This is a genomic window from Enterobacter genomosp. O (assembly GCF_001022965.1).
Classification (GTDB): domain Bacteria; phylum Pseudomonadota; class Gammaproteobacteria; order Enterobacterales; family Enterobacteriaceae; genus Enterobacter; species Enterobacter cloacae_L.
Genome location: NZ_LECZ01000027.1, coordinates 388188 through 414535 on the forward strand (window position 1 = coordinate 388188; position 26348 = coordinate 414535).

Sequence of the window (26348 nt, forward strand, 5' to 3'; positions counted from 1 at the left end):
GCCCGGCCTGATGTTGTGGTTCAGTCTAGCCCATCCATTCGTTTCCACATCTTCGCCGCCACCTTACGCGCTTCGGCGAAAATCGGCTCACAGTCGAAGGTAAACTGGCGGTTTTCATAGACCATCACGCCGTTGACCATCACGCTGTGCACGTTGCCCGAACCCATGCCAAAGGCGATATGCCCGGCGATGTTCTCCGCCACTAACGGGGTAGGCGGCAGATAATCGCACACGGTGAGATCCGCTTTATATCCCGCGGCAATACGGCCAAACTGCGCATTGAAGTTGCGGCTGAGCAGGGTATTACCGTTGCTGAGCGCCCGGGCAAAGCTGTCTGGCCAGAGCGGGCCACCGGCGTCGCGGTGTTTGAAGAATGCGAACTTCAGCTCTTCAAACATATCGGAACCGATGCCGTCGGTGCCCAGCGCCAGGTTGCGGTAGGCGGTGAGCTTGTGGTTGTAGCCCACGTGGTTATTCATGTTTGAGCGCGCGTTATGCACCAGGAAACCGTCGCGTTCGTTCAGTAAGGCGATATCGGCGTCGGAGAGATACAGGCCGTGCGCGATCAGCGTCTTCGGGCCGATCAGGTCAAACTCCGCCAGGCGAACCAGCAGATCCTTAGCGTAGTGATGATGGCTATGCGAGACGTCATAGCTGTCCTCAGCCGCGTGGATATGCAGCCCGCGACCGGTCGCCTTCACCGCCTCGCTTAGCATCGATAACCCTGCATCGGTGACGGTAAAGGGCGCATGCGCGCCGATATGCGCCTCGACCAGGTATGGCGCATTCCCCGCTTCGCGCGCGCGGTCTATTTCGCGCGCAAAGCGGATATTTTCTTCGACGCTGGCCTGGAGCTCCTGCTGGCCACCGTTACGATCGGTGGTTTCAAAGCAGGTCATGCCGCGCAGGCCCACCTTCAGGAAAGCGTTACGCAGCTGGCTCAGCGAGCCGGCAATGTAGTTCGGCGAGGCATGATGATCGATGACCGCCGTACAGCCGCTGCGAATCGCCTCCATGGCGCAGATAAGCCCGCTGTAGTACAACGACTCTTCGTCCAGCGCGCGGTCCAGCCGCCACCAAAGGTTTTTCAGCGTGGAGATAAAGTCCGGGCTCGGGGCGATATTGGCCTGAATGCCGCGCGACAATCCCGAATAGAAGTGGTTGTGGGAACAGACCATTCCCGGCATCACCAGCCTGCCGCGCATCTCCTTGATTTTTGCCTGCGGGTATTGATGCCCAAGATCGGGCCCGACCGCGACGATGTTCGTATTTTCGATTACGATGTCGACGTTTTCCTGCACCATCGCCGGATAGAGTTGGGCGATAGTGGCGTTTTTTAGCAGTAGCTGACTCATACTTCAACGGCCCCCAGAAGATAGTGATGATGGCGATAGACATGGCTGATGATGCGGCACATGGCTTCCAGCTGCGGTGGTATCTGATTGAACTGCCCGCCGTCGTCGAGCGTCAGCAGCCAGGTTTGAGCGTTCTGGCGAATATGGACGCGATTCCCCTCGACCAGGAAGCCCGGATTGCTGCTGTTGCTGAAATCCTGCGGCAGGCTGAAGACGGTAATTTTGTCTTTGTACGGTTTGCCCTGCCACGGGCAGAACTGGGCGCAGTTGCCGCATTCGTTGCAGTAGGCGTCGAGGTGCAGCGTCTGAAAGCGGTTTTCGAAACCGGGGACGGCAATCGACACGTTGGCGCGGTTCGGGCAAACGTCCACGCATTTACTGCACACATAGTTGCATTCCAGGCAGCGTGCGGCTTCCTGAGCGACGAACGCATCGCGATCGTCTTTGCCTACGCTGGCGACCACAATGGCGCCTTTACGCCGGTACACTTCAGCGGGATCAACGTTGTTCCAGTGCTTGTTGCCATGATGGCTGCGGATATTTTCCCGGGCCAGAATCGTCTCCGTAGCCCGACGAGCGTTGCCGATGGCGGAAACAATTGAAGACGGTCCGCGCTGTACGTCGCCAATCAGGAATACACCCGGTTTGCGGGTTTCACCATCGGCGTTCACCTCCGGCCAGCCGTGCGCGTCCAGCGGAATACCCATCGCGGCCAGCGCATCGCCGTCCTGTTGCTCACCAATGGCGGTAATCAACGTGTCGACCCGTAACGTACAGGTTTCTGCTGTCTCTACCGGGCGGCGACGGCCTTTTTCATCGATATCGCCCAGCGCCATTACGCGTACGGTTAACGTGCCGTCGGCATCGAATCGCTCTGGATTATTCAGGAAGCGGAAGGTAACACCATCGTGTACGGCTTCTTCATACTCTTCACGCCAGGCTGGCATCTCCTGCTGTGAACGGCGGTAGATGACTGTCGCTTGCTCAACGCCCGGTACGCGTAAGGCCGCACGGGCGCAGTCCATCGCGGTATTCCCCGCGCCAACGATAGCCACGTGCTTGCCTAACTGCAGATTATCGCCCCGGTTATATTCACGCAGGAAGGACAACGATTTACGCACGTTCGGGTTATCACCCTGGAGCTTCACGCCGCTGTTTTTATCGGTGCCGGTGCCGACCAGAACGTAGCGGAATCCCTGTTGCTGGAGCTTTTCCACCGTCAGGTGGGGGTCGCAGCCGTAGACAATATTGACGCCGTGACTCACCACAAAGTCGATATCCTGCTGGATAAGCTCTCCGGGGATACGGAACTGAGGAATAATGTTGCGCACCACGCCGCCCGCGTTAGCTTCGCGCTCGAATAACGTGACGCTGTAACCTTCGCGCGCAAGGAAATACCCCGCGGCCAGACCTGCGGGTCCCGCGCCAATCACCGCGACCGGGTGCTGGGTGCCTGAACCGGCGGGTTTATGCCAGCGGCGCTGATATTCATCCCAGCCTTTTTCGAGGGCGATTTTCTTCAGTTCACGAATGTTCAGCGCGCTGTCGTAGTCGAGGCGCGTACAGTTGTACTGGCACTGATGGTCGCAAATATGGCCGGTAATCGCCGGCAGCGCGTTGCGCTGATAGATAAGCTCCAGCGCGTCAACGTAGCGCTGTTCGCCCATCAGCCGAATGTACTCGGGGATATCCTGCTTGATAGCACACGCGCTGACGCAGGGGGCGACGTAGCAGTCGGTCAACGGCAGCGTTTCACCCACATCAATCCGGTCGTCCGGTTTCCAGTGCTTCTGGGTATACGCCATGCTGACCGCTTTTTCCGCCAGCGCGTTCAGGCGCTCAACGTCGACCTGCGTCATCTGCCAGCCGTCGGCCTGTTCCAGCTCGCGCATGCATTCGCTTAAGCGCAGGTAGCCGCCGGGTTTCAGCAGATCGGTTGCCATGGTGATCGGTCGAATGCCGGTCTCGAAAATATCGCGGATGTTGAGCTGGCTCGCGCCGCCGGAATAAGAAATCGGCAGTTTGCCATCAAACTCTCGCGACAGCAGGGCGGCGACGTTGATCGACAGCGGGAACAGCGCGCGCCCGGACATGTACATTTCGTCGCCGGGCAGCGCGCCTTTGTTGTTCACCGTACCAAGGGTGTTGGTTAACTTCACGCCGAAGCCCAGATTCTTGCTTTTAGCGAGCGACATCAGGCGCTTGAGCATCGCCAGCGCCTGGTCGATTTTCAGGTCGTGGTCAAACGACGCTTCGTTCAGACCAATATAGCCAAAGCCGCAGGTATCGAGAATTTCACGCACCCGTTTGAACCCCAGCAGCGTCGGGTTGAGTTTCACAAAGGTATTCAGCTGCTTTTCTTCCAGCATATAGCGGCAGATCGCTTCAATTTCGTCCGGGGGGCAACCGTGCATCGTAGAGAGCGTCACGCTCTGAACCAGTTTTGCCGGAATGCGGCTCGCCAGCGCGGCTTTATCTGGGTGATGCAGTCGCAGCCAGCGGGCCAGCGTGTCGCGATACCGGGCAAATTTCGGCTGCGAACCCGCGTTCATCATATTGTCGATAAACTGCTGCATTGGCGGCTCTTTTATGCCCTCGAGGTTATAGCCAACGCTCATATTGAAGATAAACGACTTACCGTCTTTGAACGGCGTCAGCGGCAGGATCTCCTCCAGCAGGTGCAGAATAAACCACGCCTTCATGTACTCATCCCAGGCTTTCAGCAGGGTAAATTCAGTGGACCATTCGGTGTTGAAGCATTCGTCTTCGGCATCAATACAGGGTTTTTCCAGCTCCAGGCGGTCGAGGATTTGTACCGTTTTCAGTTCGATAAACCGCCCGCCGGTGAGCCAGGAGGTAATAATGTTTTGCGCCAGCTGGGTATGCGGACCCGCAGCCGGGCCAATCGGCGTGGCGCAGGTTTCACCAAATACGCTCACCTTATACGGGGCGTGCGCTGAATAAAACTGCTGCTCCGGAATACCAAAGATGGAACGATGATTCTGGTATTCATCAACAATACGCGTTAAGAGTTCCTCAAACGGAACGGGACGCATGATATCGCCCATAATCCTCTCCTTAGACTTACCTGTTAAATCATAGTGGTCGGTATTGCGATAATTCCGACGGGTAAGGGGAGCTCAGCAACAATCACGCCAGAAATTGGATTCATAGACGGAATCGGTATAAAAACGTGAGGAAAGTCTAAAGTTAAAACGGCTTCAGAGAGAGAGGCTGGGTCATTGGTGAGAATTAAAATCACTCACCTGAAGGGCGTTTTTTTATTTCTCAAAAACGACAGCGCCCTATCAAATTGATAATATCATTTGCGCAAATCTTTATTTTCACCCTTATTGAGTCGGCTATAATCTTCCGGTGTATCAATATCGAGAACGATCGCTGGATTATTGAGCGGGATCTGTCGGCAGGGGCCGGTGAGCAGCGACTGGCGTACCGATGTCTGCTGTTCTCCGCTTAAACAGCGCCGCAAATTGCTGGTGGATGTGAGAATCGGGTGCCCCGGAACCCCGCCGTAATAGGGCATCAGCGTGCCTTCGAAGCGCTGTTCCCACAGGCCATGAAAAATAGCATCGTCAAGGCACGGCAGGTCTCCGTGGGTGATAAAACAATAGTCATGACGTAATGCCTGAAGACCCGCTTTTACCGAAGAATAGAGCCCCTGGCGGAAGTCAGGATTATAAACGAGCGTCAGGTTCGGGACCGATGAATATCGCTCAATTAGCTCTTGATGGCGAAACCCGATCGCTAAAATAATGTGCGAGCAGCAGCGTCGCGCATTTTTAATACTTGCATCAAGTATTGTGCCACCTTGCCAGGGTAACATCATTTTCCATTGCCCCATCCGGGAGGACAGCCCCGCGGCGGTAATAATACAATCGACCTGCATTTTTGCTCCTGAATAGAGAGATAATGCGCAACATGGAAAATATACCGCACGCTGACGAGCTGTTATGTGATTTAAACGCCACTGCCGGCCCTTTGCTGATCGCCGCCGTGGGAGCGGGTGGCAAAACCAGCACCTTGTTCTGGCTGGCAGAGCTGTTTCAGCAGGCGGGGCGGCGCGTGTTGCTGACCACCACTACCCACATGTTTCTCCCCCGCACGCTGCCGGTGACCCTCTGTCGCGACCCGCATGCGCTGCCCGCCGCGTTCTGGCAGCGGCCGCTACAGGCGTGTTTTTCCGCCTGGCTGCCGGAAGCGGGAAAGGTCAGAGGCTTCACGCCAGCGCAGCTGGATGCGCTCATGGCGAGCGGCCAGCCGGACGTCGTGCTGGTAGAAGCTGACGGCGCTCACGGTTTTGCACTTAAAGCGCCGGATGTGCACGAACCTTGCATCCCTAATTCCTGCTGTTGCGTAGTTGCCGTTACCGGAGCGGGGATGCTCGGGAAACCCGTTGGTCCAGCCGCTGTCCACCGCTGGCCACTTTTTTCCAGCATCACCGGCGCCACGGCGCATGACGCGCTGACGTGGCCGATGCTGCATCGCCTGGTTCAGCATCCGGAAGGGGCGTTTAAAGGCGCGCCGACGGGCTGTCGGCGTATCTGGCTGCTCAACCAGCTTTCTCAAAATGAGAATTTGCAGCCTGGCAATTTGATAATGAGAAAGGACGTTGACGCTATCTGGGCCGGTTCGGTCCAGTCGCGTCCGGCGATTACGCGCAGACGAGTGAGAAAGTGACTCCATTCTGGGGTAATGAAGGGATATCCATTTGAGGTTGTTATGAATATTTTCTCAGAAGCGGCAAGACTCGAAGCACAAAACCGCCCGTTCGCGCTGGCACAGATCGTCGACAGCCGTGGTTCCACTCCCCGACATTCCGCACAGATGCTGGTTCGTGATGATGGCAGCATTGTCGGCACCATCGGCGGCGGCATGGTCGAACGCCGGGTGATTGATGAAGCGCTTGATGCCCTGCGTGAAAAGGCCTCGCGCATGTTTCATGGCCGAATGACGCGCACCGGGGCCGATGCGGTGGGCTCGGACTGCGGCGGCGCGATGTCGGTATACATCAGCGTTCATGGGCTGCGTCCCAGGCTGGTGTTGATTGGTGCCGGGCATGTGAATCGCGCCGTAGCGCACAGCGCTGCGCTGCTCGGTTTTGAGCTCGCGGTGGCGGATATTTATCCGGAAAGCCTTAATCCTGAACGTTTCCCGCCGTTCACCCAGCTGGTACACGCCGAGAGCTTTGGCGCAGCCGTCGATAAGCTGGCCGTTCAGCCAGATAACTATGTCCTGATCGCCACCAATAACCAGGATCGCGAAGCGCTGGATAAGCTGGCCGTACTGCCTACCGCCTGGCTGGGGCTTCTGGCCAGCCGTCGCAAGGTACAGGTGTTTTTACGCCAGCTGCGCGAAAACGGCGTCGCGGAGGAGCATATCGCCCGGCTGCACGCGCCGGTGGGCTACAACATTGGCGCTGAGACGCCGAATGAAATCGCCATCAGCGTGCTGGCGGAGATCTTACAGGTCAAAAATAACGCGCCGGGCGGGCTGATGATGGCCAGCGACTCTCCCACTCAGCCGCTGCGGGTGGCCATTCGCGGGGCGGGGGATATTGCGACGGGCGTGGCGCTGCGGCTGTGGCACGCCGGGTTTAAAGTGGTGATGCTGGAGGTGGAGAAACCGACGGTGATCCGCCGTACCGTGGCCTTTGCCCAGGCGGTTTTTGACGGAGAAATGACGGTAGAAGGCGTGACCGCGCTCCGCGTCGATTCCGTCCAGGAGGCGATTCAGGTGGCGGATAACGGTGTGATTCCCGTGTTGGTTGATCCGCTGTGTGAATCGCTGCGTGAGCTGAATCCTGGCTGTGTGGTCGATGCCATCCTCGCGAAAGAAAACCTGGGTACCCACTGCGGGCTGGCGCCGTCGGTCATTGCGCTGGGGCCGGGCTTTTGCGCGGGTATCGACTGCCATGCGGTGATTGAAACCAACCGTGGGCACTGGCTGGGTCAGGTTATCTATCAGGGCCGCGCGCAGGACAACACCGGCGTACCGGGTAACATTATGGGGCATACTGCAAAACGGGTGATCCGCGCGCCCGGCGCGGGGGTGATGCGCTCGCGCGTGAAGTTGGGCGATATCGTCGAAGAGGGCGAGGTGATTGCCACCGTCGGCGAGACGGAGATTCAGGCACCGCTCAGCGGCATGGTGCGCGGGCTGCTGAACGACGGTCTGGTGGTGGATAGTGGTTTTAAAATCAGCGATATTGACCCACGCGGCGATAAGGCTGACTACACCAGCGTATCGGATAAGGCGAGGGCGATTGGCGGTGGCGTGCTGGAAGCGCTGATGACGCTAACAAACCAGCGTATTAAACAGCAAAATCGTTGCCCGGTTGAGGCGTAAGTCAACGCCGGGGCGGCTCAAAACCCGCCCCGGCGTCACTTCTTGTGGTCGGTCGACGTTTACCCTTCGATAATCGTGCCGGTTTTTCCTTCAATACCTTCTTTCGCTTTGCTCAATACGGTAATCAATGCTTTACGCCCCGGACGAGAGCGGGCAAAGGAGGCTGCGGCCTCCACTTTCGGCAGCATAGAGCCTTTGGCAAAGTGGCCCTCGGCAATAAAACGGTCGGCATCGCCTAAGGTGAGTTTATCCAGACACTGTTCGTTGGGTTTCCCAAAGTTAATCGCCACTTTCTCCACAGCGGTCAAAATGATGAGCATGTCGGCATCAATCATCGCCGCCAGCTTCGCGCTAGCCCAGTCTTTATCAATGACCGCGCTGGCGCCGCGAAGATGATTCCCCTCGCGGATCACCGGGATCCCGCCGCCACCGGCGGCGATCACCACATGGCAGGCATCTATCAACGCCTTCACCGTCTCTTTTTCAATAATATCGACAGGCTGCGGCGAGGCGACCACGCGACGATATCCGCGCCCGGCGTCCTCTTTCAGGATATCGCCTTTCAGGGCCAGCTGTTCCGCTTCTTCTTTGCTAAAGAAGGAGCCGATAGGCTTGGTTGGGTTGCTGAACGCCGGATCGTTGGCGTCGACTTCCACCTGGGTAATCAGCGTGGCGACCGGAATATGCATATTGCGCGACAAAAGCTCCTCGCGCAGCGCATTTTGCAGGTCATAACCGATATAGCCCTGGCTCAGCGCCACGCACACCGACATCGGCAGCATTGGGGTATGGGCATCGGTTTTGGCGGCCGCTTCAAAGGCCTGGTTGATCATCCCTACCTGCGGGCCGTTGCCGTGCGTCACCACCACCTGGTGGCCGTGAGCAATCAGGTCGACGATGGCCTGCGCGGTTTGTTTAACCGCCTGCATTTGCCCGGCCAGGTCGTCGCCCAGCGCGTTTCCGCCTAGCGCGAGTACAATTTTTTTACTCATGACATCCTCTCTTTAAGATGATATTCCGCTCATGGGGATCGGAGCGGAAGAAAAAGGAGCGCGACGCAGGAAACGGCCCTGTCCGGCGACGCCGCTAAAGCTCCCATTGCTGAAAATCACCCGGCCGTGCGACAGCGTCTGGCAAATGGAGCCCTGACAGATAAACCCTTCCCACGGTGAATAGTCGGCGTTGTCGTGCAGCATTTCGTGACGAATGGTGGTGGTGCGGCGCGGGTCGATAATCACCACGTCGCCGTCCGCGCCCGGCGTCAGCACGCCTTTTTGCGGCCACAGGCCGAACAGCTTCGCCGGGTTGGCGCTGGTGAGCGCCACAAAATGCTCGGGCGTGATGCGTCCGGTCATTACCCCGTGGGAGAACAGCAGCAGCAGACGGTTTTCCACCCCCGGCAGGCCGTTCGGGCAGCGGCTAAAATCGCCGTTTGATAAATGCTGACGCTGGGCCATCGAAAAGGCACAGTGGTCAGTGGCCATCACATCGATCGAACCGTCGCTCACCCCGCACCACAGCGCGTCATTGTTACTGGCGTTGCGCAGCGGCGGGCTGAGCAGATACTTCAGCGCATCCTCGCGTTCATAGCAGCGGTCATCGAGCAGCAGATACTGCGGGCAGGTTTCAACCCATACCGGCTGATGACGTGAACGCGCCAGCTTCAGGTATTCCAGCCCCAGCCCGTTCGACAGGTGCACAATGTACAGCGGCGCGTTACCGGCGAGCTGCGCGAGGTTAATCATCCGGGCGATAGCCTCCGCCTCGCACTCCAGCGGCCGACTCAGGGCGTGATAGCGGGGCGCGGTTTTTCCCTGGGCCAGAAACTCAGAGCGTTTAAGGGCAATGGCCGCGTCGTTTTCCGGGTGTACGGTGGTGAGCGCGCCGGCGGCGTGCAGATGACGCATCGCCTGCAGCACATCGTCGTCGCTCAGCTTGTACTGGTAGGTTAAATAGAGCTTAAAGCTGCTGATCCCCGCATCGACCATCATGGGAATTTCATCGAGAATGGCGTGGTGGATGTGCTGAATGACGCCGTGAAAGCTGTAGTCAATCACCGCTTTGTAGGCGGCGTAGCCGTGATAGGTTTCCAGTTGGTGACGTAATCGGCAGCCTGGCGGGCCAAATCCCATATGATCGACGATGGTGGTCGTACCGCCGCAGGCTGCCGCGCGGGTGCCGGTAAAGAAATCGTCACAGCTGCGGGCCAGGCCGGTATCAATATTGAAATGGGTATGAACATCAACGCCGCCGGGCATTACGTAGCAGCCGCTGGCGTCGATCGTTTCACAGGGTTGTTCAACTGTGATGTTATCGGCCAGCTGGCTAACGAGGCCGTTTTCAATCAGCAGGTCCTGCCTGGCTCGTCCGTCGGCGTTGACGACGGTGCCGTTTTTAATCAGTACGCGCATATAAACTCCAGATTCCCGCCGCGAACGGCGGGAGGAATAGCGGACTACAGTGACTCGGTGGCCAGCCAGCTCAGCGGAATAGCGGCATACATGGCGGCGCAGGTGACCAGGTGAGACTTCCAGGTTTTTTCGTTTGGCGCGTGGGCTTCAGGTTCTTTACCTGGGCCAAAACCAATCACCGGAATGCCGTGACGGCCCATGATTGAGACGCCGTTGGTGGAGAAGGTCCACTTATCCACTACCGGAGCCTTGCCGAAGAGTCCTTCATACGCGTTGCTCAGCGCGCGCACGGTGAAGTGGTTCTCTTCCACTTTCCAGGTCGGGAAGTAGCATTCGGTTGGATACACCAGCCCGGTCCACGATGGGCGGTCATAGTTGTACATGGAGACAACCGCACCGGCTTTTTGTACCGCAGGCAGGGCACGAATTTCGTCCAGCGCGCCTTCCCAGGTTTCGCCCCAGGTCAGACGTCGGTCAATGGAAACGGCGCAGCTGTCGGCGACCGCACAGCGGCTTGGCGAGGTGAAGAAGATTTCCGAGACGGTGAGGGTGCCTTTACCCAGGAATTCGTCGTTGCCCAGCCTGTGGGAGAGTTCCTGCAGCTCGTTGAGAATCGGCCCCATTTTAAAGATGGCGTTGTCGCCGCGTTCCGGCGCGGAGCCGTGGCAGCTAACGCCAGAAACATCCACGCGGATTTCCATTCGCCCGCGCTGGCCGCGGTAAATCTGACAGTCGGTGGGTTCAGTACTGACCACGAACTCCGGACGAATACCGGACTGCTCGATAATATACTGCCAGCACAGCCCGTCGCAGTCTTCTTCCTGCACCGTACCGGTCACCAGCAGGGTGTATTCATCTTCCAGCCCCAGATCTTTGATAATTTTTCCGGCGTAGACCATGGACGCCATCCCGCCTTCCTGGTCCGACGCGCCGCGTCCGCCGATAAGTTCGTCGGTTTCCATCCCCTGATACGGGTCGAAGCTCCAGTTTTTGATATTACCGATGCCTACGGTATCAATATGCGCATCCATCGCCACCAGGCGCGGGCCGTGGCCAATATAGCCCAGCACGTTACCCATAGGGTCAATTTCCACTTTATCGAAGCCGACTTTCTCCATCTCTTCTTTGATGCGGTGCACCACGCGTTTTTCGTCGCAGCTTTCGCTTGGGATGGCGATCATATCGCGCAGAAAGCGGGTCATGTCCTGCTGGTAGTGGTTGGCTTTTTCAACAATCAGTTTAAAAGGAATATGCTTAGCCATAAGGATGTTCTCCAGTTCTTAATTTGTGAGGGTTATTGCGCTGCCGGATGCTTGCCTTCCCAGACGATTTCCCGATAATGCTTCACGTCGGTATCGCCTTCGGTGCTGACGATCAGCACGACGGAGCGGCTATCCAGCTGCAGCTTGTCCATCAGCGCATCGCGCTGCGGGTGGTAGTGAACGGCGGCGAGCACGCCAAGACCGACCGCGCCGGACTCGCCGGAAATAACGCGCGGATCGTGGCCGATCGGGTTGCCCAGCACTCGCATACCGAGTGCGGAAACCGCGTCCTGACACGAGATAAACTGGCTGGCGCAGTTGCGCAGGACGTCCCACCCGAGCGGGTTGGGTTCACCGCAGGCAAGCCCTGCCATGATGGTGGCCATATTGCCGCCGACGTTGACGATTTGCCCCTTCACCCCGGAGCGGTAGAGACAGTCGGCTAGTTCAGGCTCAACGATAACGGAATGCAGGTTATCCGCGCCGTAAACGTCGACCAGATAACCCAGCACGCCGCCGGCCAGCGCGCCCACGCCGCCCTGTAAGAAAACGTGCGTCGGGCGGGCGATGCCCATCGCCGACATCTGTTCGACGGCTTCATCAGCCAGCGTGGCGTAGCCCTGCATAATCCAGGTGGGGATTTTGGTGTAACCATCCCATGCGGTGTCCTGGACCACCTCCCAGCCTTTTTTCTGCGCCGTCTGCATGGTGAAGCGCACGGTGTCGTCGTAGTTCATGTCGGTGACGATGCATTCCGCGCCCAGGCGTAAAATGGCATCCACGCGTTCTTGCGCCGAACCTTTCGGCATATAAATCACCGCGTTTTGCCCAAGCTGCTGCGCTGCCCACGCCACGCCGCGACCGTGGTTACCGTCGGTGGTGGTGGCGAAGGTCATTTTCTCTTTAATGCGTGACTTCAGGCCGTCAAGCGACAGTTCGTTGATATCCAGCTGATACTTTTCACACAGCAATTGTGCAATCGCGTAAGAACCGCCGAGCATCTTGAAGGCGTTCAGGCCAAAACGCCGTGATTCGTCCTTCACCAGAATTTTGCCCACGCCAAAGAGGGCGGCCAGTTCATTCAGCGCGTACAGCGGCGTCGGCTGATAGCCGCTAATTTTTTGATGAAAACGGCGCGCCTGTTGCGCTGGCTGGCGCGAAAACAGCGGCGACGTTTCGCCGGTGTAAAAACGGTTATCGGCAATATCCATTTTCAGCGAGAAAGCAGACATACTCTGTCCTTATTCGTCATTACGGGGAGAGATGCTGGCCCACAGGCCAGCAGGGAAGGCTATTTGATGCGTTTTTGCGCTTCGGCCAGCAGTTGCTCCAGCAACATGCCCGGCTTCGCGTATTTACGGCAGAGGATCATGGCGGCGATGATGTACGGCTTCCAGCTGGCCTCTTTGTAGGTGGCGATACGGTATTTTTCGAACACGGCTTCGGTGACTTCGCCTTCATTGCAGGAGACGCCGGTAATATCCGCGGGCAGGCAGTGCATATACAGCGCATCGCCGTCGCGGGTTTTTGCCATCATCTCTTCGGTGCAGTGCCAGTCTTTATGCTGGGCGTTCTGTGCCAGGCAGGCTTTCTCCAGCGCTTTCAGGCCGTCGCGATCGTTAGCGCGCAGTAGCTCAGTACGCTGCTCCATGACCTGATACGGTGCCCAGGATTTCGGGTAGACGATATCGGCATCTTTAAAGGCTTCCGCCATATCCGTTACCTGGCGGAAGCTGCCGCCGGAGGCTTTGGCATTGTTTTTCGCCACTTCAATCACGTCAGGAATCAGGTCGTAGCCTTCCGGGTGGGCGAGGGTGACGTCCATACCGAAACGGGTCATCAGGCCAATAATGCCCTGCGGCACGGAGAGAGGCTTACCGTAGCTTGGGGAGTAGGCCCAGGTCATAGCAATTTTTTTGCCTTTAAGATTCTCCAGCGACCCAAAGTATTCACGTAACCACGCCAGATCGGCCATCGCCTGCGTAGGGTGGTCAATATCGCATTGCAGGTTAATCAGCGCCGGACGCTGCGGCAGCACGCCTTGCTTGTAGCCGTCATCTAGCGCTTCGCCAACCTCACGCATATAGGCATTACCCGCGCCAAGATACATGTCATCACGAATACCGATAGCATCGGCGCAGAAGGAGATCATATTTGCGGTTTCACGCACCGTTTCACCGTGGGCAATCTGCGATTTTCCTTCGTCGAGATCCTGCTGCGCCAGCCCGAGCAGATTCAGCGCCGAGGCATAGGAGAAGCGGGTTCGGGTAGAGTTATCGCGGAATACCGAAATTCCCAGCCCGCTGTTGAACACGTTGGTGGCGATATTTTCCGCACGCAGCGTTTTTAACGCTTCCGCGACGTCCAGCACCTGCTTGAGTTCATCCGGCGACTGTTCCCATGTCAGCAGAAAATCCTTCTCATGCAGATTCGAATTCAGCGTGTTGATTTCCTTAATCAGTTCGTTAACAGTTTTCATATTTCAATCCTGGTCGTGAATGACGGGCTTATTGATTGCTGGTTACCGCTGCGGCAAATGCCAGCGCTGATATTTCACTAACAATAAGCATGCCAATTTCAAAACGACCTGATTAGCCGCGGATGAAACAGTGGAATTATGAGAGGGCTGTCACGAAAAAGTAGCCGCTGTGGCGATGGATAATAAAAATGACGGCGAGCAGTTTTGTTATATGCTTATTTGTACAGGCTGTGTTTTCGCGAAATAAAAGACTTTCGCGAGAGAAGTGCGCCAAATTGATAAAATCATCATCAGAATTATCACATTGATATGAAAATGTGATACCGCCTCCATATTTGACGCAAGAATTGAAAAAGAGAAGGCACCTGCATCAATTATTGCTAAGGGCTGCGGTAGTATCATTACAGAGAAATAAACGTTGTCGTTCACCCAGTTAGCTTTCAGTGAGTGATATTATGATACCTTGCAGTTCGTCATCTATTTTGATGCAGATTCAGCCGACCATTCAACGTTTTGCCCGCATGCTCTCCAGCGTACTCCAGCTTGAAGTTGAGATTGTCGATAATACCCTGTGCCGCGTGGCCGGTACGGGCAGCTACGGCAAATTCCTTGGCCGCAAATTAAATACAGACTCGCGACTTCTTCGTTACATTATTGAAACAAAAAAAGAGAAGGTGGTGACCCATTCGCGTTTCGATCCCTTATGCAAAGGTTGTGAGAGTAAAGAAACCTGCAAAGAAAAGGCCTTCCTGGGTACACCGGTGATTTATCAGGAGCAGTGCGTTGGCGTTATTAGTCTGATTGCCCTGACGCGTGAGCAGCAGGAAAGAATCAATGATAACATCACCGAGTTTTCCGATTATGTTCGTCACGTCTCTTCCATATTTGTCTCCCGTTTACTTGAGGATCAGAGCGGCGGCGACAATATCCAGAAAATGTTTTTAACGATGTTTGACAATATGGACCAGGGTGTACTGGTTGTAAGTCAGGAGCAGAAAGTCAAATTTGTTAATCAGGCAGCGTTAAAAATCCTTGGTGTTAGCCAGGGGAATATGGTGGGTAAAGAGATTCACTTTCGGCCACTGACGTTCGCGCAAAACTTTATTCGCGGTCACGTTCAGCACGTGATTTCTATTGATGATAAGAAAGAGCTGATTATCGGCCAGCTACATGCCATTCAGGACCAGTGGCTGTTTCTGATGGCGTTTCATCAATCACACTCTTCGGCAGAGATTACCGCGCCGCAGGAAGGGCCGCAGATTGAACAGATGGTCGGCGAGTGTCGCCCAATGCGGCAGCTGAAAAAGCTGATTACCCGCGTGGCACCCAGCCCGTCGAGCGTGATGATTGCCGGGGAAAGCGGAACCGGTAAAGAGGTGGTTGCGCGTGCGGTGCACAAGCTGAGCGATCGCAAAGATAAGCCATTTATCGCCATCAACTGTGCCGCCATTCCCGAACAGCTGCTGGAAAGCGAGCTGTTTGGTTATGTGAAAGGGGCCTTCACCGGCGCGTCAGCCAACGGTAAAACGGGGCTGATTCAGGCCGCTAACCATGGGACGCTGTTTCTCGATGAAATTGGCGATATGCCGCTCACTCTGCAAGCCAAGCTGCTGCGGGCCATTGAATCGCGCGAGATCCAGCCGGTCGGGGCTAGCCATCCGGTACCGGTGGATATTCGAATTATTTCCGCCACCAATCAAAACCTCGATCGGTTTATCGCCGACGGTAAGTTTCGTGAGGATCTCTACTATCGGCTTAACGTCATTCCGTTACGCCTGCCGCCGCTGCGTGAACGCCAGGATGATATTGAACTGCTGATTCACTATTTCCTGCATCTGCATACCCGTCGGCTGGAACTGGTGTACCCGGGCGTAGCGCCGGAGGTGATTACGCTGCTGAAAAGCTACCGCTGGCCGGGTAACATTCGTGAGTTGAGCAACCTGATGGAGTATCTGGTCAACGTGGTCCCATCCGGCGAAGTGATCGATCTCTCGCTGCTGCCGCCAAACCTGGTGAGCAGCGGTAAATCCGGCGAACGCGAAGGGGCTTCTGGGACAACGGAAGGCAGAGCCGCAAAAGAGGAGGAGGGCGTAACCGGGCTTGAAGAGATGGAACGGCAGATGATACGCGATGCCCTAAGCCGTTATAGCAACAAGAAACAGGCGGCAGACGAATTGGGTATCGGGATTGCCACGCTGTATCGCAAGATCAAAAAATATGATCTGACCGTTGTCTAGGCTCTGGTCCTGGGCTAATGGCCTGTGAAAGGATCGCTTTGCCATAACAGAGGAGGAAAGACCCAACAGATTATACGAGGCTTATCACCTCAAATATCCAATTTAACATAATATACATTATGCGCACTAACGTTTGAGTACGCTTATTGTAGCTTATCTGGCTCACCATCCCATGGTTTCAATTCAGGACCTGCATACATCTACTAAATGCATATCGACTTTGTCATTGCCCCCTGGCATGACATTGAAATGACCTCCCGAACGAATCACCGCAGCACCCTGTTGATATAACCCTGTAAATCCTCAGCAAGAAAATCAAATACCGTTTTACAGGCCTGGCTATGGCGTAAGTCCTCATGCATCACCAGCCAGACGTCGAGATGAAATGCAAAGAACCCAGGCATTATCCTCTGCAACGGCACTGGAAAATCGGCCAGTTGTACCTGACACATCCCGATACCGGCTCCTGCACGTATGAGGTTTAATTGGGCAACATCACTGTCAGTTCGCACGGTAAACCGATCGCGGTTAAGCTGCGGGAATTGTTTAAGCGACTGTAAAATAAAGGGAGTCACAGTATCGAAACCCACAAGCGTATGGGTAAATAGCTCATCAATACTTTCCGGTGCACCCCGTCGTAACAGATAAGCCGGCGCGGCATGCAGGCCAATTTCAATCTTCCCCATCCGACGCGCAATCAGTTGATCCTGCACCGGCGTGGTCATGCGGACGGCAATATCCGCTTCCCGGTTCAGTAAATCCTGAACGCGAATAGAACAAGACCAAGGGCTGATTCCAGTGCCGCAATGTGGCGCCCGGCGGTTGGCTGAGTGATGGCAAGCACGCGTGCGGCCCCTGACAAGGACCCTTCTTTCATCACGGCCAGGAAGGTGCGATACCATTCCCACGGGATATTTAGCTTCATACAAAAATGCATACCTGTTGGCTTATATTATGCAATTACATTTAGCCCGCGCGCTCATTAAGATGTCAAGCAGATATCCAACAAGGGTCTGACGATGAAAAACACAAATAAGGTACTCATACTGGGTGCAACGGGCGGGATCGGCGGCAAAATTGCCCGTAAATTGATCCGTGACGAATGGGATGTTCGCGCATTGCGCCGCAGCGTTCCGCAAAACGACGAGCACAATAAACGTATTACATGGTTAAGCGGTGATGCGCAGAATGCCGAACAGGTTGAGGCTGCGGCGTTAGAATGCAGCGTGATTGTCCATGCCGTTAACCCGCCGGGCTATCGGAACTGGGAACATCTGGTCTTGCCCATGCTGCATAACACCATCAGCGCAGCGGAGCGAAACGGTGCTTTAATTGTGCTGCCGGGCACGATTTATAACTACGGCCCGGATGCGTTTCCCCTCTTACGTGAAGATTCTCTTCAGAATCCTGTTACCCGAAAAGGAGCTATACGGGTGCAAATGGAGCAGGCACTCGAAGCCTATGCACAGCGTGGCGGCAAAGTGCTAATTTTACGGGCGGGTGACTTTTTTGGTCCCCGCGCTGGCAACAACTGGTTTTCACAGGGATTAGTCAAACCAGGCCATCCACCGCGGGTCGTTAAAAACCCCGGGAAAACCGGCGCAGGCCATCAGTGGGCATACCTGCCGGATGTTGCCGAAACGCTCGCAGCACTGCTGGCGCGTCGGGATGAGCTCGAACCGTTTGCCAGTTTCCACATGCGTGGGCACTGGGATCCTGACGGGACAGCGATGACCGCAGCCATAAAGCACGTCGCGGAGCGTGCCGGTATTAAGGCGAAGGTGAAATCGTTTCCCTGGTGGCTTGTCTCTGCGATGAGCCCCTTCAACACCACTCTGCGTGAAATGCGGGAGATGCGCTTTCTTTGGGAGCGGTCAATCGAGATGGACAATGCAAAACTGATGGCCTTTTTAGGCCATGAACCGCATACCCCTCTTACCGAGGCCGTGCATGCCACATTAGCTGGTCTGGGCTGTATTTAACATAATCCTAACCTGCACGTTTACAAAGGGTTGAAAGATGTCTGATATACTTCAGCTTTTGAAAAAGCAGCCCGAAGCAAATGGAAATTGAATTAAATAAAAGTATTAAAGAGAGAATCTTCCATGCTGTCATTTTTGAAGTGATAGCGAACGTTATCATCGCGCTGTCGCTTGCCTGGCTGATGAACGTGTCGATACTCCAGTCAGGCTCGCTGTCCGTGATATCTGCCCTCACCGCGACGGCCTGGAATTTTGTGTTTAATAAACTCTTTGACTCGCTGCAGAAAAAACACCGCTTTCAGCGAACCTTCCTCATTCGTGCAATCCATGCGGTTGGTTTTGAAGCGGGACTGATCGTCACCTTAATCCCTGTCGCGATGGTTATGCTGAATTTAACAATGACCGAGGCATTTTTTGTTGAGATTGGTCTGGTGCTGTTTTTCCTGCCATACACGCTGCTGTTTAACTGGCTTTACGACTACCTGCGCTGGACATTTGTTGGACGGAAACGGTCAGCCATGTAGCGGTTGTGCGTTATAACGCGCGGGTGCATAAATCAATTCTGTTTATAGTGGATCAGTGTAAAAAATGAAGAGGAAGATAAAATGCGTAATCTCCTGACTAAAGGCATTTGCCTTGCGTTAGCGTTGTCCGCAGCCGGGGCGGCTCAGGCCGTTGAGAAAGAGAGCCATGGCGACAAGTTTACCGGGATCACTATTTTCGCTCAAAAAGAGTCTCAGGGAAGCCAATGGAACAGTGTAACGGGCGAAGCGAAATACATGGTCAGCTATAAGGTGACGCTGGATAACGCGTCGGGTAAAAGTATTGAGCCGGGCAAAGATAATAAAATATGTTTTTTCCTGTTTGATAAAACCGGAAAGACATTTATGAGCACCGGCATTCAACTGGAAATGTTGAAAAAATACGAACCTCGGGACAACAGAACGGGCGTCGTTTATTTTGCCAGTTCAAACCCTGACGTTTTAAATATGCCATTTGTCCGTTTCGGCATGGGAAAAGACTGCATAAATTGATGTCTGTCACACTGACACGTTCCCTGGCATGTTCGATCCCCCTCTCCTTCTATACTTTTTATTTCTCACTTTTATAAGGAAGGAACAATGTTCGATCATGTGAAATTCGGCGTCAGTGATTATGAAAAAAGTAAAACCTTTTTCCTCCAGGCACTTCGGCCGCTTGGCGTGGAACTCATCGACGAAGGCACGCCAGACTACGGTGTTGAAATGAGTTCAGGCGACGTTTCGCTTTGCCTTTTCCAGACCAATGAAAAGCCGGCGCCTCTGCATCTGGCGTTTGTGGCCAACACGCGCCAGCAGGTCGATGCGTTTTACCATGCCGCCCTGCGCGCCGGCGGACACGATAACGGCGCGCCGGGGTTGCGGCCATACGGTGAAAATTACTATGCCGCTTTTGTCATCTCGCCTGATGGTCATAACATCGAGGCGGTGTGCCATGCGCCGGAGTGCCCGTAGCTCAACGCGTCTTTAATCACTATCTGAGGTCAACAGGACGGATACCCCTCTTTCCGATACCGCACGGATCCAGTCCTTATCGGTATTATCTTCAACCACGATAGTGTTCACCGAAGACACATCGCCAATCACGAACGATGACGCGGTGTTTATCTTTTCCGGAGACGCCAGGACAACCGTCTCGGCGGCTCTGCCGGAAAATGCACGTTTGATGCTTGCCTCTTCAAAATCACCGGTGGTCAGCCCTGCCTCAGGATGGATCCCGGTCACGCCCATAAAGAACAGGTCCGCATGAATATTTTCGATGCCTTCAATAGCCGCTGCGCCGACTGCGACAATCGAGTGTTTATACAAACGACCGCCGATCAGTATCACCTCGATGGAAGGATGATCGACAAGCCCCAGGGCAATACTCGGGCTGTGCGTAACCACCGTGATACGCAGGTCAGCGGGTAAAAACGTAATCAGCTCCGAGGTCGTCGTGCCTCCGTCGACAATCACCACCTGGCCTGATGAGATCAGCTGCGCGCCTTTGCGGGCGACCCTTTTTTTTGCATCCATCTTCACCGATTGACGCTCGGCGAACGGCGCAATAGCAGAAGATGACGGCAGCGCGCCACCGTGAACGCGCTGCAAACGCCCTTCTGCCGCCAGTTCGCGTAAATCACGCCGGATAGTATCTTCTGAGACGTCGAAAAGAATGCTGAGCGCTTTAGACTGGACCTGGCCTTCGGCTTCAAGCTTTTCGAGGATCAATTGTTTTCGCTGACTGGTGAGCATCCTGAATTCCCGATGTTGCATGTTTTATCTTGAAACTGCACGATAATGCTGTTTATGATGATTACTCTACGTAAGGAGGAACAAACGTGCAATCAAAACGTGCAGATGTGCGCATCATTGACGGTGAAACGCTGTCAGATAACTGGTACGTCCTGAAAAAATACACCTTCGACCTGCAGCGACGCGATGGCGAATGGCAGCGTCAGCATCGGGAAGTCTACGATCGTGGGAACGGCGCGACGATTCTGCTCTACAACCGTGATAAAAAAACGGTGATCCTGACCCGCCAGTTCCGTTTCCCCGTCTTTATCAACGGCCATGAGGACGATTTGATCGAAGCCGCTGCGGGGCTGCTGGACAATATGGATCCCGAAAGCCGCATAAAAGCAGAAGCGGAAGAAGAGACCGGGTTTCACGTTTCACGCGTTCAGAAAATCTTTGAGGCCTACATGAGCCCGGGCTCCGTCACGGAAAAACTCTACTTTTATCTTGCCGAGTACCAGCCGAAAGACAGAACCGGCGCAGGCGGTGGGATCAAGGCAGAGGGAGAAGATATCGACGTGCTGGAAATGACGCTTGAAGAGGCATTACGCGGCATTGAAACTGGCAAGATTGTCGACGGGAAGACCATCATGCTGCTTTATCATGTTGCGCTGAAAGGTATTCTCTAGACTGCCGTTCTCCGGACACCTGCCGCCGTGCAGGTGTTTGCCTGTGCTATTCTTGCAGAAGCCTGCAAAACGGAGAACCGAAGATGGCCGACTGGAACCCCTCTCTTTACCTGCAGTACGGCGCAGAAAGAACGCGACCTGCCGCTGAACTCCTCGCCAGGATCCCGCTGGATGAAGTCACCACCGTCGCTGATTTAGGCTGCGGGCCAGGAAACAGCACGGCGCTGTTGAGGCATCGCTGGCCGTCGGCACACATCACCGGGGTGGATAACTCCCCCGCAATGCTTGAGGAAGCACGCGCTGCGCTACTTGACTGCCACTTTGTTGAGGCCGATATCCGCCAGTACAAGCCCGGCCAGCCGCTGAGCCTGATTTATGCCAACGCCTCGCTGCAGTGGGTCCCTGACCATTACGAGCTTCTGCCTCACCTTGTCTCTCTGCTCAAGCTCAACGGCGTGCTGGCGATCCAGATGCCAGACAACTGGCTTGAACCCACTCACGTGGCGATGCGTGAAGTGGCGCTGGAGCAGGACTACCCTGACCGCGGCCGCGAACCTCTCCCGGGCGTGCATGCCTATTACGATATTTTGTCGGAGGCGGGCTGTGACGTGGATCTCTGGCGGACAACCTATTTCCATAAAATGAGCTCTCACCAGGCGATTATTGACTGGGTAAGCGCCACCGGTTTGCGCCCGTGGCTCCAGGAACTGAATGAGAGCGAGCAGAAACGGTTTCTGAAACGCTACCATGAACTGCTGGAAGAGCAGTACCCGCTCCAGGAAAACGGGCAGATACTGCTGGCTTTTCCGCGGCTGTTTATCGTGGCGCAACGTCAGCCCTGACCCGGCTATGAGCGGGCTTCTTTGAGCAGCTGCTGAATAACCTTCTCCTGCTGCTCATAATCTCCTTCGCCAAAGGCGGTGTAGCGCAGCTGCCCTTTGGCATCAAAATAGTAATGCGCTGGCCAGTACTGGTTGCCGAAAGCATTCCAGATTTGATAGTTGTTATCCGTCACAACCCGATACGGCAACTGCCATTTGGTGACCGCATTTTTTACCGACGAAAGCGGTTTTTCCCAGGGATATTCCGGAGTGTGGACCCCAATCACCACCAGACCCTGCGGCTGATACTTTGTGGCCCAGTCCCGCACGTGGGGAAGCGTATGCTGGCAGTTAATACAATCCCACGTCCAGAAATCGATCAGCACAACCTTGCCGCGCAACGATTCAGACGTGACAGGGTCACCGTTTATCCACCCTGTTCCACCGCTGAGCGAAGGCAGCTGGCTGCTGGGTTCGGTCATCACTACCGGCTGGAGCTTCACCGGCGCGGCTGCGGGTTTCGCCAGATTCAAGAGCGCGGTCTCCAGACGGTCCGCGACGCCGTTTGCCCCTTTCAGCAGCGAGGTCATCCCCGTCGCGTTTAAGACGACCGCCGCTAACATTGCTACTCCTGCCCCCTGACGAAGTTTCGCCATCAGCGCAGACCTGGCTCTTAACGGCGCCATCAGCGTGCGGCCGCCGACAGCGAGCAGGCCCAGCATCAGCGCACATCCGCTGCCATAGGCGGCAAGCAGTGCGCCAGTGGCGATGGCCGAATGGCCTGCAATATTAATACTGAAAATAGCGCCCAGAATGGGCCCCGCGCAGGGAGACCAGAGCAGCCCGACCGCAAGCCCGGCCAGAAAAGCCGATGCCGTGCCGCGCGTTTGCCCGCTTCGGGCGTTAAGGACATTCCCGGCGCTGACCGCAGGGCCCGCCATGCGCTGGGCGAAGGACGGGAAAATTAAGGCCAGCGCGGCGGCGGCCAGGATCAAAAGCGCGACCCAGCGCCCGACTATGGTTGCCTCCGTTATCCACTCGCTGGCGACGGTGACGACCATCGCGACCAGAGTGAACATCACGATCATCCCCACGAGCAGTGCCAGAATATGTCGACGCTGCCCCTGAAAACCGGCGAACAGCAGTGGAATAACCGGGAGCGTGCATGGGCTGAGCAGGCTTATCATCCCGCCCAGAAAAGCGATTACCAGAAACATAGTGACCTCACAAAACAAGTCCTGCGACGCTGCAGTGAGGCTATTTCATCGTGCTGATGTGTTCAGGATGTGTGTAAAAGCGCGGTTTTTGTCTGGCTCTGTATCACCCCGGCCGGGAGATACAAAGCCGTACAATTAATGGCGCGGAAGCGTAATGGCGACCTGCAGCCCGCCCCCGGCGCGGTTCGCCAGGTTCAGCTTTCCGTCAAGCTGAGCGGTGAGCTGCGCGGCAATCGCCAGGCCGAGCCCGGTCCCGCCGGTATCGCGGTTGCGCGATGTTTCAACCCGATAAAACGGCTGTAATACCGCCTCTAGTTCGGCCTCGGGGATCCCCGGCCCGTCGTCCGCAATGTGGATAACCACCTCGCTGTCAGACGAATCATCAATGGCTATTACGGCGCGTTCGCCGAATTTGAGGGCGTTATCCAGCAGGTTGGTCATTACCCGGCGAAGCGCCTGCGGACGCGTGACGATCGGCAGGCGGGCATTACCTGCATGAAACTGCACGTTTTTACCGATGTCCTGATAATCGCAGGCGATGCTGTTGATCCAGGCGTTCAGCTCCAGCTTCAGCGAGGTCTCTTCCAGTGATTCTGATGACCGGGCATACGCAATCCCCTCCCGCACCAGACGCGTCATGGTGTCAAGGTCGTTCAGGAGCTTGTCGCGAAGTTCAGGTTCCCCGGCCATTTCGACGCGCAGCTTCATGCGGGTAATCGGAGTCTGGAGATCGTGCGATATGGACGCCAGGATCTGCGCCCGTTCCCGGAGGTAAGACTGAATGCGCGCCTGCATCGCATTGAAGGCGTGCGCTGCCCGCTGCACCTCAAGCGGCCCTTTCTCCGTCATTGGCGTGCTGGCCGCGGGATCCAGTGAATCCACCGCGCGGGTAAACTGTGAAAAAGGCCGCACCACCTGCCGCACGGCGAACCAGGAACAGGCCGCCAGGAGCAACAGCTGCAGGATGAGCACAACCGGAAGCCAGCTGGCGACGGGCGGCATGCGCGGGATCAGATCAATGGTCAGCGGCGCGCCATCGCTGAGCATCAGATGAGCCTGAATATGCGAAATGGCACCGGGAACCGCGGTAAAGCTGAGCGGGTACTGTGCCGCGAGCGTCGCTTTCAGGGTGCGGATGGCATCCTGCGAACGCTTATCCGTCGGCGCGGGTCCGGGCTCACCGTTGCCCAGGATATAGCGGTAGTTACCTCGTTCAAGACGCGGAAGCCACGCGGCGCGTTCGCTGGCCGGTAGCCGGTTTAAAATGGCGACGCTGGTTGCGACATCGTTTTCCAGATTACCGAGCATCACCGTGCGGGCACTGTGCATTCGCTCAACCATGACCAGCGTCAGGCTCAGGGCGTTAGCCAGCAGAAGACCCGGCAGCACGACCATCAGCAAACGGGCTAGCAGCGAGCGTGGCCAGAGGGTCATTCGTTAACCTCTTTGATAATGACCGGCATCGTGAAGACGTAGCCTTCGCTGCGGACGGTTTTGATATAGGCCGGCGTGCGGGCATCTTCATTCAGGCGCTGGCGAACCCTGCTTACCAGCAGGTCGATTGAGCGTTCAAACAGCTCGGCGTCGCGACCCTGCGTCAGGTTGAGCAGCTGGTCACGGGTCAGCACGCGCTGAGGATGGTCAAGGAAAACGCGCAGCAGGCGATACTCCGCCCCGCTGAGCGCCACAATCACCCCTTCCGGATCGATTAAGTGCCGGGCGACGGTATCGAGCTGCCATTCACCGAACATCACCAGCCGCCCTGCCTCCGTCACCTGTAAATTGGGCGGCATCGTGCGAAAACGCCGTAAAATGGCCTTGATGCGCGCCAGGAGTTCGCGGGCGACGAAAGGCTTCACCACGTAGTCATCCGCGCCCATCTCCAGGCCGAGGATCCTGTCCGTCTCCTCGCTGCGCGCCGTGAGCATCAGGACAGGCAGATCTTTATGTTTGCCGCTGCGCAGCTGTCGGCATAGCGTGAGACCGTCATCGCCGGGCATCATCACGTCCAGCACCACCAGGTCGATATGCTGTTTATCCAGCACGACGCGCATCTCCTTGCCGTTGGCCGCGCCCGTGGCGCGATAGCCAGACTTAACGAGATAGTCGACAATCAGTTCACGAATATCCCTGTCGTCATCGACGACAAGGATGTGGTCAATATGCTCCACCGAAATCTCCAGACCGAAGGGTAACGTACTGAAAATAGCACATTTCAGAGTGTATCAGCGTCGACAACGGCCTTGACGAAATCCTGCGGATCTTCCTGAGGCGGGTTGTGCCCCACGGTTGCCCCGAAGGTCCGGTGCTCATATTTACCGGTAAATTTAGCCGCATAGGCCTGCGGTGCCGGGTGCGGCGCGCCGTTGTTTCCGCCTTCGATGGTGATGGTCGGGACGGTAATGTTCGGCAAGGCGGCCAGTTTTTGCTCGTAGCCGTCATATTTTCGCTCCCCTTTTTCCAGCCCTAAGCGCCAGCGGTAGTTGCTGAGCGTTACCGCGACGTGATCCGGGTTATCGAGCGATTTGGCGCTGGCGTTAAAGACAGCATCGCTAAATTTCCAGTCAGGCGATGCCTGCGACCAGATCAGGCGCGCGAAGTCATGCGTGTTTTTGGCATAGCCCTCTGCGCCGCGCGCGGTGGCGAAATAGAACTGATACCACCACTGCTGCTCTGCTTTTGGCGGCAGCGGCTGTTTACCAATCTGCTGGCTGCTGATGAGATAGCCGCTCACCGAGACCAGTGATTTCACGCGCTCTGGCCACAATGCCGCAACGATATCCGCCGTACGGGCACCCCAGTCATAACCCGCGAACACCGCCTGCTTGATATTCAGGGCATCCATCAAATTCACAATGTCTTTCGCCATGGCCGAAGGCTGGCCGTTGCGCGGCGTTTTTGCTGACAGGAAGCGCGTGGTGCCGTAGCCGCGCAGCGAAGGCACAATGACCCGGTAGCCTTTTGCCGCCAGCGCGGGTGCGACCTCGGCGTAGCTGTGAATATCGTAGGGCCAGCCGTGTAGTAAAATGACCGGTTGGCCATCTTTGGGGCCGATGTCGACATAGCCGATACTCAGATCGCCAGCGTTAATCTGCTGTGGACGATCAAAGGCGGCCGCGACGTTTGTGTCGGTGGCTTCGGCCTGGCAGGACATCACGGTGGCAAGAGAAACGGTCATTGCAATGGCTGAGTAAGCAAGTTTGCTGAACATGTTGATATCTCCGGTTGAGTACAATTTACGGGGATATAACAACACTTCAATGTATAGCGGATA

The 26348-nt window shown here is 55.9% G+C and carries 22 protein-coding genes and 1 pseudogene; 9 read left to right on the forward strand and 14 right to left on the reverse strand.

What is annotated here, in order from left to right:
• Window positions 1–20 precede the first annotated feature (20 nt).
• From ssnA to ABR39_RS20665, 3 genes are all read right to left on the reverse strand, one after another.
• A complete protein-coding gene (gene ssnA, locus ABR39_RS20655; RefSeq protein WP_047348490.1) occupies window positions 21–1355 on the reverse strand; it encodes a putative aminohydrolase SsnA in 1335 nt (444 codons plus the stop codon).
• Entirely contained in the window at window positions 1352–4423 is a 3072-nt protein-coding gene (gene ygfK, locus ABR39_RS20660) for a putative selenate reductase subunit YgfK (protein ID WP_047348491.1), read from the reverse strand. Before ygfK ends, ssnA begins: the two co-directional genes overlap by 4 nt.
• A 254-nt stretch (window positions 4424–4677) precedes the next feature.
• On the reverse strand, window positions 4678–5262 hold the full coding sequence (locus ABR39_RS20665; protein ID WP_047348492.1) for an NTP transferase domain-containing protein: 585 nt from the start codon (window positions 5260–5262) through the stop codon (window positions 4678–4680).
• A 32-nt stretch (window positions 5263–5294) separates the two neighbouring features.
• On the opposite strand from ABR39_RS20665, the gene yqeC reads away from it, so the two are divergent.
• Window positions 5295–6053 carry a selenium cofactor biosynthesis protein YqeC gene (gene yqeC, locus ABR39_RS20670; RefSeq protein ID WP_047349058.1) on the forward strand — a complete coding sequence of 253 codons (759 nt, stop codon included), beginning with the start codon at window positions 5295–5297 and terminating at the stop codon, window positions 6051–6053.
• Between the two features lie 42 nt (window positions 6054–6095).
• Window positions 6096–7721 (forward strand): selenium-dependent molybdenum cofactor biosynthesis protein YqeB, encoded by a 1626-nt coding sequence (yqeB, locus tag ABR39_RS20675; RefSeq protein WP_047348493.1) that lies wholly within the window; start codon window positions 6096–6098, stop codon window positions 7719–7721.
• Window positions 7722–7780: 59 nt separating this feature from the next.
• Here yqeB and arcC read toward each other — a convergent pair whose 3' ends face one another.
• Genes arcC through ygeW form a run of 5 tightly spaced genes read right to left on the reverse strand, consistent with a single transcriptional unit; the run spans window position 7781 to window position 13873 of the window.
• Window positions 7781–8713: a carbamate kinase gene (gene arcC / locus ABR39_RS20680; RefSeq protein WP_047348494.1), complete on the reverse strand. Its 933-nt coding sequence runs from the start codon at window positions 8711–8713 to the stop codon at window positions 7781–7783.
• A gap of 12 nt (window positions 8714–8725) precedes the next feature.
• Window positions 8726–10132 (reverse strand): dihydropyrimidinase, encoded by a 1407-nt coding sequence (gene hydA, locus ABR39_RS20685; RefSeq protein WP_047348495.1) that lies wholly within the window; start codon window positions 10130–10132, stop codon window positions 8726–8728.
• A 44-nt stretch (window positions 10133–10176) separates the two neighbouring features.
• Window positions 10177–11394 (reverse strand): YgeY family selenium metabolism-linked hydrolase, encoded by a 1218-nt coding sequence (locus tag ABR39_RS20690; RefSeq protein WP_047348496.1) that lies wholly within the window; start codon window positions 11392–11394, stop codon window positions 10177–10179.
• A 32-nt stretch (window positions 11395–11426) separates the two neighbouring features.
• Entirely contained in the window at window positions 11427–12626 is a 1200-nt protein-coding gene (dpaL, locus tag ABR39_RS20695; protein ID WP_047348497.1) for a diaminopropionate ammonia-lyase, read from the reverse strand.
• Between the two features lie 59 nt (window positions 12627–12685).
• Window positions 12686–13873 carry a knotted carbamoyltransferase YgeW gene (ygeW, locus tag ABR39_RS20700; protein WP_047348498.1) on the reverse strand — a complete coding sequence of 396 codons (1188 nt, stop codon included), beginning with the start codon at window positions 13871–13873 and terminating at the stop codon, window positions 12686–12688.
• A gap of 455 nt (window positions 13874–14328) precedes the next feature.
• Here ygeW and ABR39_RS20705 point away from each other — a divergent pair, with 455 nt between their 5' ends.
• Window positions 14329–16110, forward strand: a complete 1782-nt coding sequence (locus tag ABR39_RS20705) for a sigma-54 interaction domain-containing protein (RefSeq protein WP_047348499.1) — start codon at window positions 14329–14331, stop codon at window positions 16108–16110.
• 266 nt (window positions 16111–16376) lie between these two features.
• Here ABR39_RS20705 and ABR39_RS20710 read toward each other — a convergent pair.
• Window positions 16377–17035: pseudogene (locus ABR39_RS20710) on the reverse strand (LysR family transcriptional regulator).
• A 94-nt stretch (window positions 17036–17129) separates the two neighbouring features.
• Here ABR39_RS20710 and ABR39_RS20715 point away from each other — a divergent pair.
• The 4 genes from ABR39_RS20715 to ABR39_RS20730 all read left to right on the forward strand — a co-directional run bounded on the left by ABR39_RS20715 (window position 17130) and on the right by ABR39_RS20730 (window position 19585).
• Window positions 17130–18092: an NAD-dependent epimerase/dehydratase family protein gene (locus ABR39_RS20715; RefSeq protein WP_047348500.1), complete on the forward strand. Its 963-nt coding sequence runs from the start codon at window positions 17130–17132 to the stop codon at window positions 18090–18092.
• 80 nt (window positions 18093–18172) lie between these two features.
• Window positions 18173–18616, forward strand: a complete 444-nt coding sequence (locus ABR39_RS20720; RefSeq protein WP_047348501.1) for a PACE efflux transporter — start codon at window positions 18173–18175, stop codon at window positions 18614–18616.
• 81 nt (window positions 18617–18697) lie between these two features.
• A complete protein-coding gene (locus ABR39_RS20725) occupies window positions 18698–19126 on the forward strand; it encodes a DUF4354 family protein (protein WP_047348502.1) in 429 nt (142 codons plus the stop codon).
• 87 nt (window positions 19127–19213) lie between these two features.
• Window positions 19214–19585 (forward strand): VOC family protein, encoded by a 372-nt coding sequence (locus ABR39_RS20730; RefSeq protein WP_047348503.1) that lies wholly within the window; start codon window positions 19214–19216, stop codon window positions 19583–19585.
• A gap of 12 nt (window positions 19586–19597) precedes the next feature.
• Here ABR39_RS20730 and ABR39_RS20735 read toward each other — a convergent pair whose 3' ends face one another.
• Entirely contained in the window at window positions 19598–20365 is a 768-nt protein-coding gene (locus tag ABR39_RS20735) for a DeoR/GlpR family DNA-binding transcription regulator (RefSeq protein WP_047348504.1), read from the reverse strand.
• An 86-nt stretch (window positions 20366–20451) separates the two neighbouring features.
• Between ABR39_RS20735 and ABR39_RS20740 the strand changes: the two genes are divergently transcribed.
• Entirely contained in the window at window positions 20452–21036 is a 585-nt protein-coding gene (locus ABR39_RS20740; RefSeq protein WP_047348505.1) for an NUDIX domain-containing protein, read from the forward strand.
• Between the two features lie 83 nt (window positions 21037–21119).
• Window positions 21120–21878: a trans-aconitate 2-methyltransferase gene (gene tam, locus ABR39_RS20745; RefSeq protein WP_047348506.1), complete on the forward strand. Its 759-nt coding sequence runs from the start codon at window positions 21120–21122 to the stop codon at window positions 21876–21878.
• 5 nt (window positions 21879–21883) lie between these two features.
• On the opposite strand, the gene ABR39_RS20750 is transcribed toward tam, so the two are convergent.
• The 4 genes from ABR39_RS20750 to ABR39_RS20765 form a co-directional block, all read right to left on the reverse strand.
• Complete coding sequence (locus ABR39_RS20750; protein ID WP_047348507.1) at window positions 21884–23074, reverse strand: cytochrome c biogenesis protein/redoxin; 1191 nt, start codon at window positions 23072–23074, stop codon at window positions 21884–21886.
• 135 nt (window positions 23075–23209) lie between these two features.
• Window positions 23210–24508, reverse strand: coding sequence for an ATP-binding protein (locus tag ABR39_RS20755; RefSeq protein ID WP_047348508.1), 1299 nt, complete (start codon window positions 24506–24508; stop codon window positions 23210–23212).
• On the reverse strand, window positions 24505–25245 hold the full coding sequence (locus tag ABR39_RS20760) for a response regulator (RefSeq protein WP_047348509.1): 741 nt from the start codon (window positions 25243–25245) through the stop codon (window positions 24505–24507). The genes ABR39_RS20755 and ABR39_RS20760 overlap by 4 nt, the downstream gene beginning before the upstream one ends.
• A 44-nt stretch (window positions 25246–25289) precedes the next feature.
• Complete coding sequence (locus ABR39_RS20765; RefSeq protein ID WP_047348510.1) at window positions 25290–26285, reverse strand: alpha/beta fold hydrolase; 996 nt, start codon at window positions 26283–26285, stop codon at window positions 25290–25292.
• Between the last annotated feature and the right edge of the window lie 63 nt (window positions 26286–26348).

Coding starts and splice junctions, on each gene's coding strand:
- ABR39_RS20665 (WP_047348492.1), bottom strand. CDS start 5,262: ATGCAGGTCGATTGTATTATTACCGCCGCGGGGCTGTCCTCCCGGATG.
- yqeC (WP_047349058.1), top strand. CDS start 5,295: ATGGAAAATATACCGCACGCTGACGAGCTGTTATGTGATTTAAACGCC.
- yqeB (WP_047348493.1), top strand. CDS start 6,096: ATGAATATTTTCTCAGAAGCGGCAAGACTCGAAGCACAAAACCGCCCG.
- ABR39_RS20750 (WP_047348507.1), bottom strand. CDS start 23,074: ATGTTTCTGGTAATCGCTTTTCTGGGCGGGATGATAAGCCTGCTCAGC.
- ssnA (WP_047348490.1), bottom strand. CDS start 1,355: ATGAGTCAGCTACTGCTAAAAAACGCCACTATCGCCCAACTCTATCCG.
- ABR39_RS20765 (WP_047348510.1), bottom strand. CDS start 26,285: ATGTTCAGCAAACTTGCTTACTCAGCCATTGCAATGACCGTTTCTCTT.
- ABR39_RS20730 (WP_047348503.1), top strand. CDS start 19,214: ATGTTCGATCATGTGAAATTCGGCGTCAGTGATTATGAAAAAAGTAAA.
- ABR39_RS20715 (WP_047348500.1), top strand. CDS start 17,130: ATGAAAAACACAAATAAGGTACTCATACTGGGTGCAACGGGCGGGATC.
- ABR39_RS20755 (WP_047348508.1), bottom strand. CDS start 24,508: ATGACCCTCTGGCCACGCTCGCTGCTAGCCCGTTTGCTGATGGTCGTG.
- ABR39_RS20725 (WP_047348502.1), top strand. CDS start 18,698: ATGCGTAATCTCCTGACTAAAGGCATTTGCCTTGCGTTAGCGTTGTCC.
- ygeW (WP_047348498.1), bottom strand. CDS start 13,873: ATGAAAACTGTTAACGAACTGATTAAGGAAATCAACACGCTGAATTCG.
- ygfK (WP_047348491.1), bottom strand. CDS start 4,423: ATGGGCGATATCATGCGTCCCGTTCCGTTTGAGGAACTCTTAACGCGT.
- dpaL (WP_047348497.1), bottom strand. CDS start 12,626: ATGTCTGCTTTCTCGCTGAAAATGGATATTGCCGATAACCGTTTTTAC.
- ABR39_RS20690 (WP_047348496.1), bottom strand. CDS start 11,394: ATGGCTAAGCATATTCCTTTTAAACTGATTGTTGAAAAAGCCAACCAC.
- arcC (WP_047348494.1), bottom strand. CDS start 8,713: ATGAGTAAAAAAATTGTACTCGCGCTAGGCGGAAACGCGCTGGGCGAC.
- ABR39_RS20720 (WP_047348501.1), top strand. CDS start 18,173: ATGGAAATTGAATTAAATAAAAGTATTAAAGAGAGAATCTTCCATGCT.
- ABR39_RS20735 (WP_047348504.1), bottom strand. CDS start 20,365: ATGCTCACCAGTCAGCGAAAACAATTGATCCTCGAAAAGCTTGAAGCC.
- ABR39_RS20705 (WP_047348499.1), top strand. CDS start 14,329: ATGATACCTTGCAGTTCGTCATCTATTTTGATGCAGATTCAGCCGACC.
- tam (WP_047348506.1), top strand. CDS start 21,120: ATGGCCGACTGGAACCCCTCTCTTTACCTGCAGTACGGCGCAGAAAGA.
- hydA (WP_047348495.1), bottom strand. CDS start 10,132: ATGCGCGTACTGATTAAAAACGGCACCGTCGTCAACGCCGACGGACGA.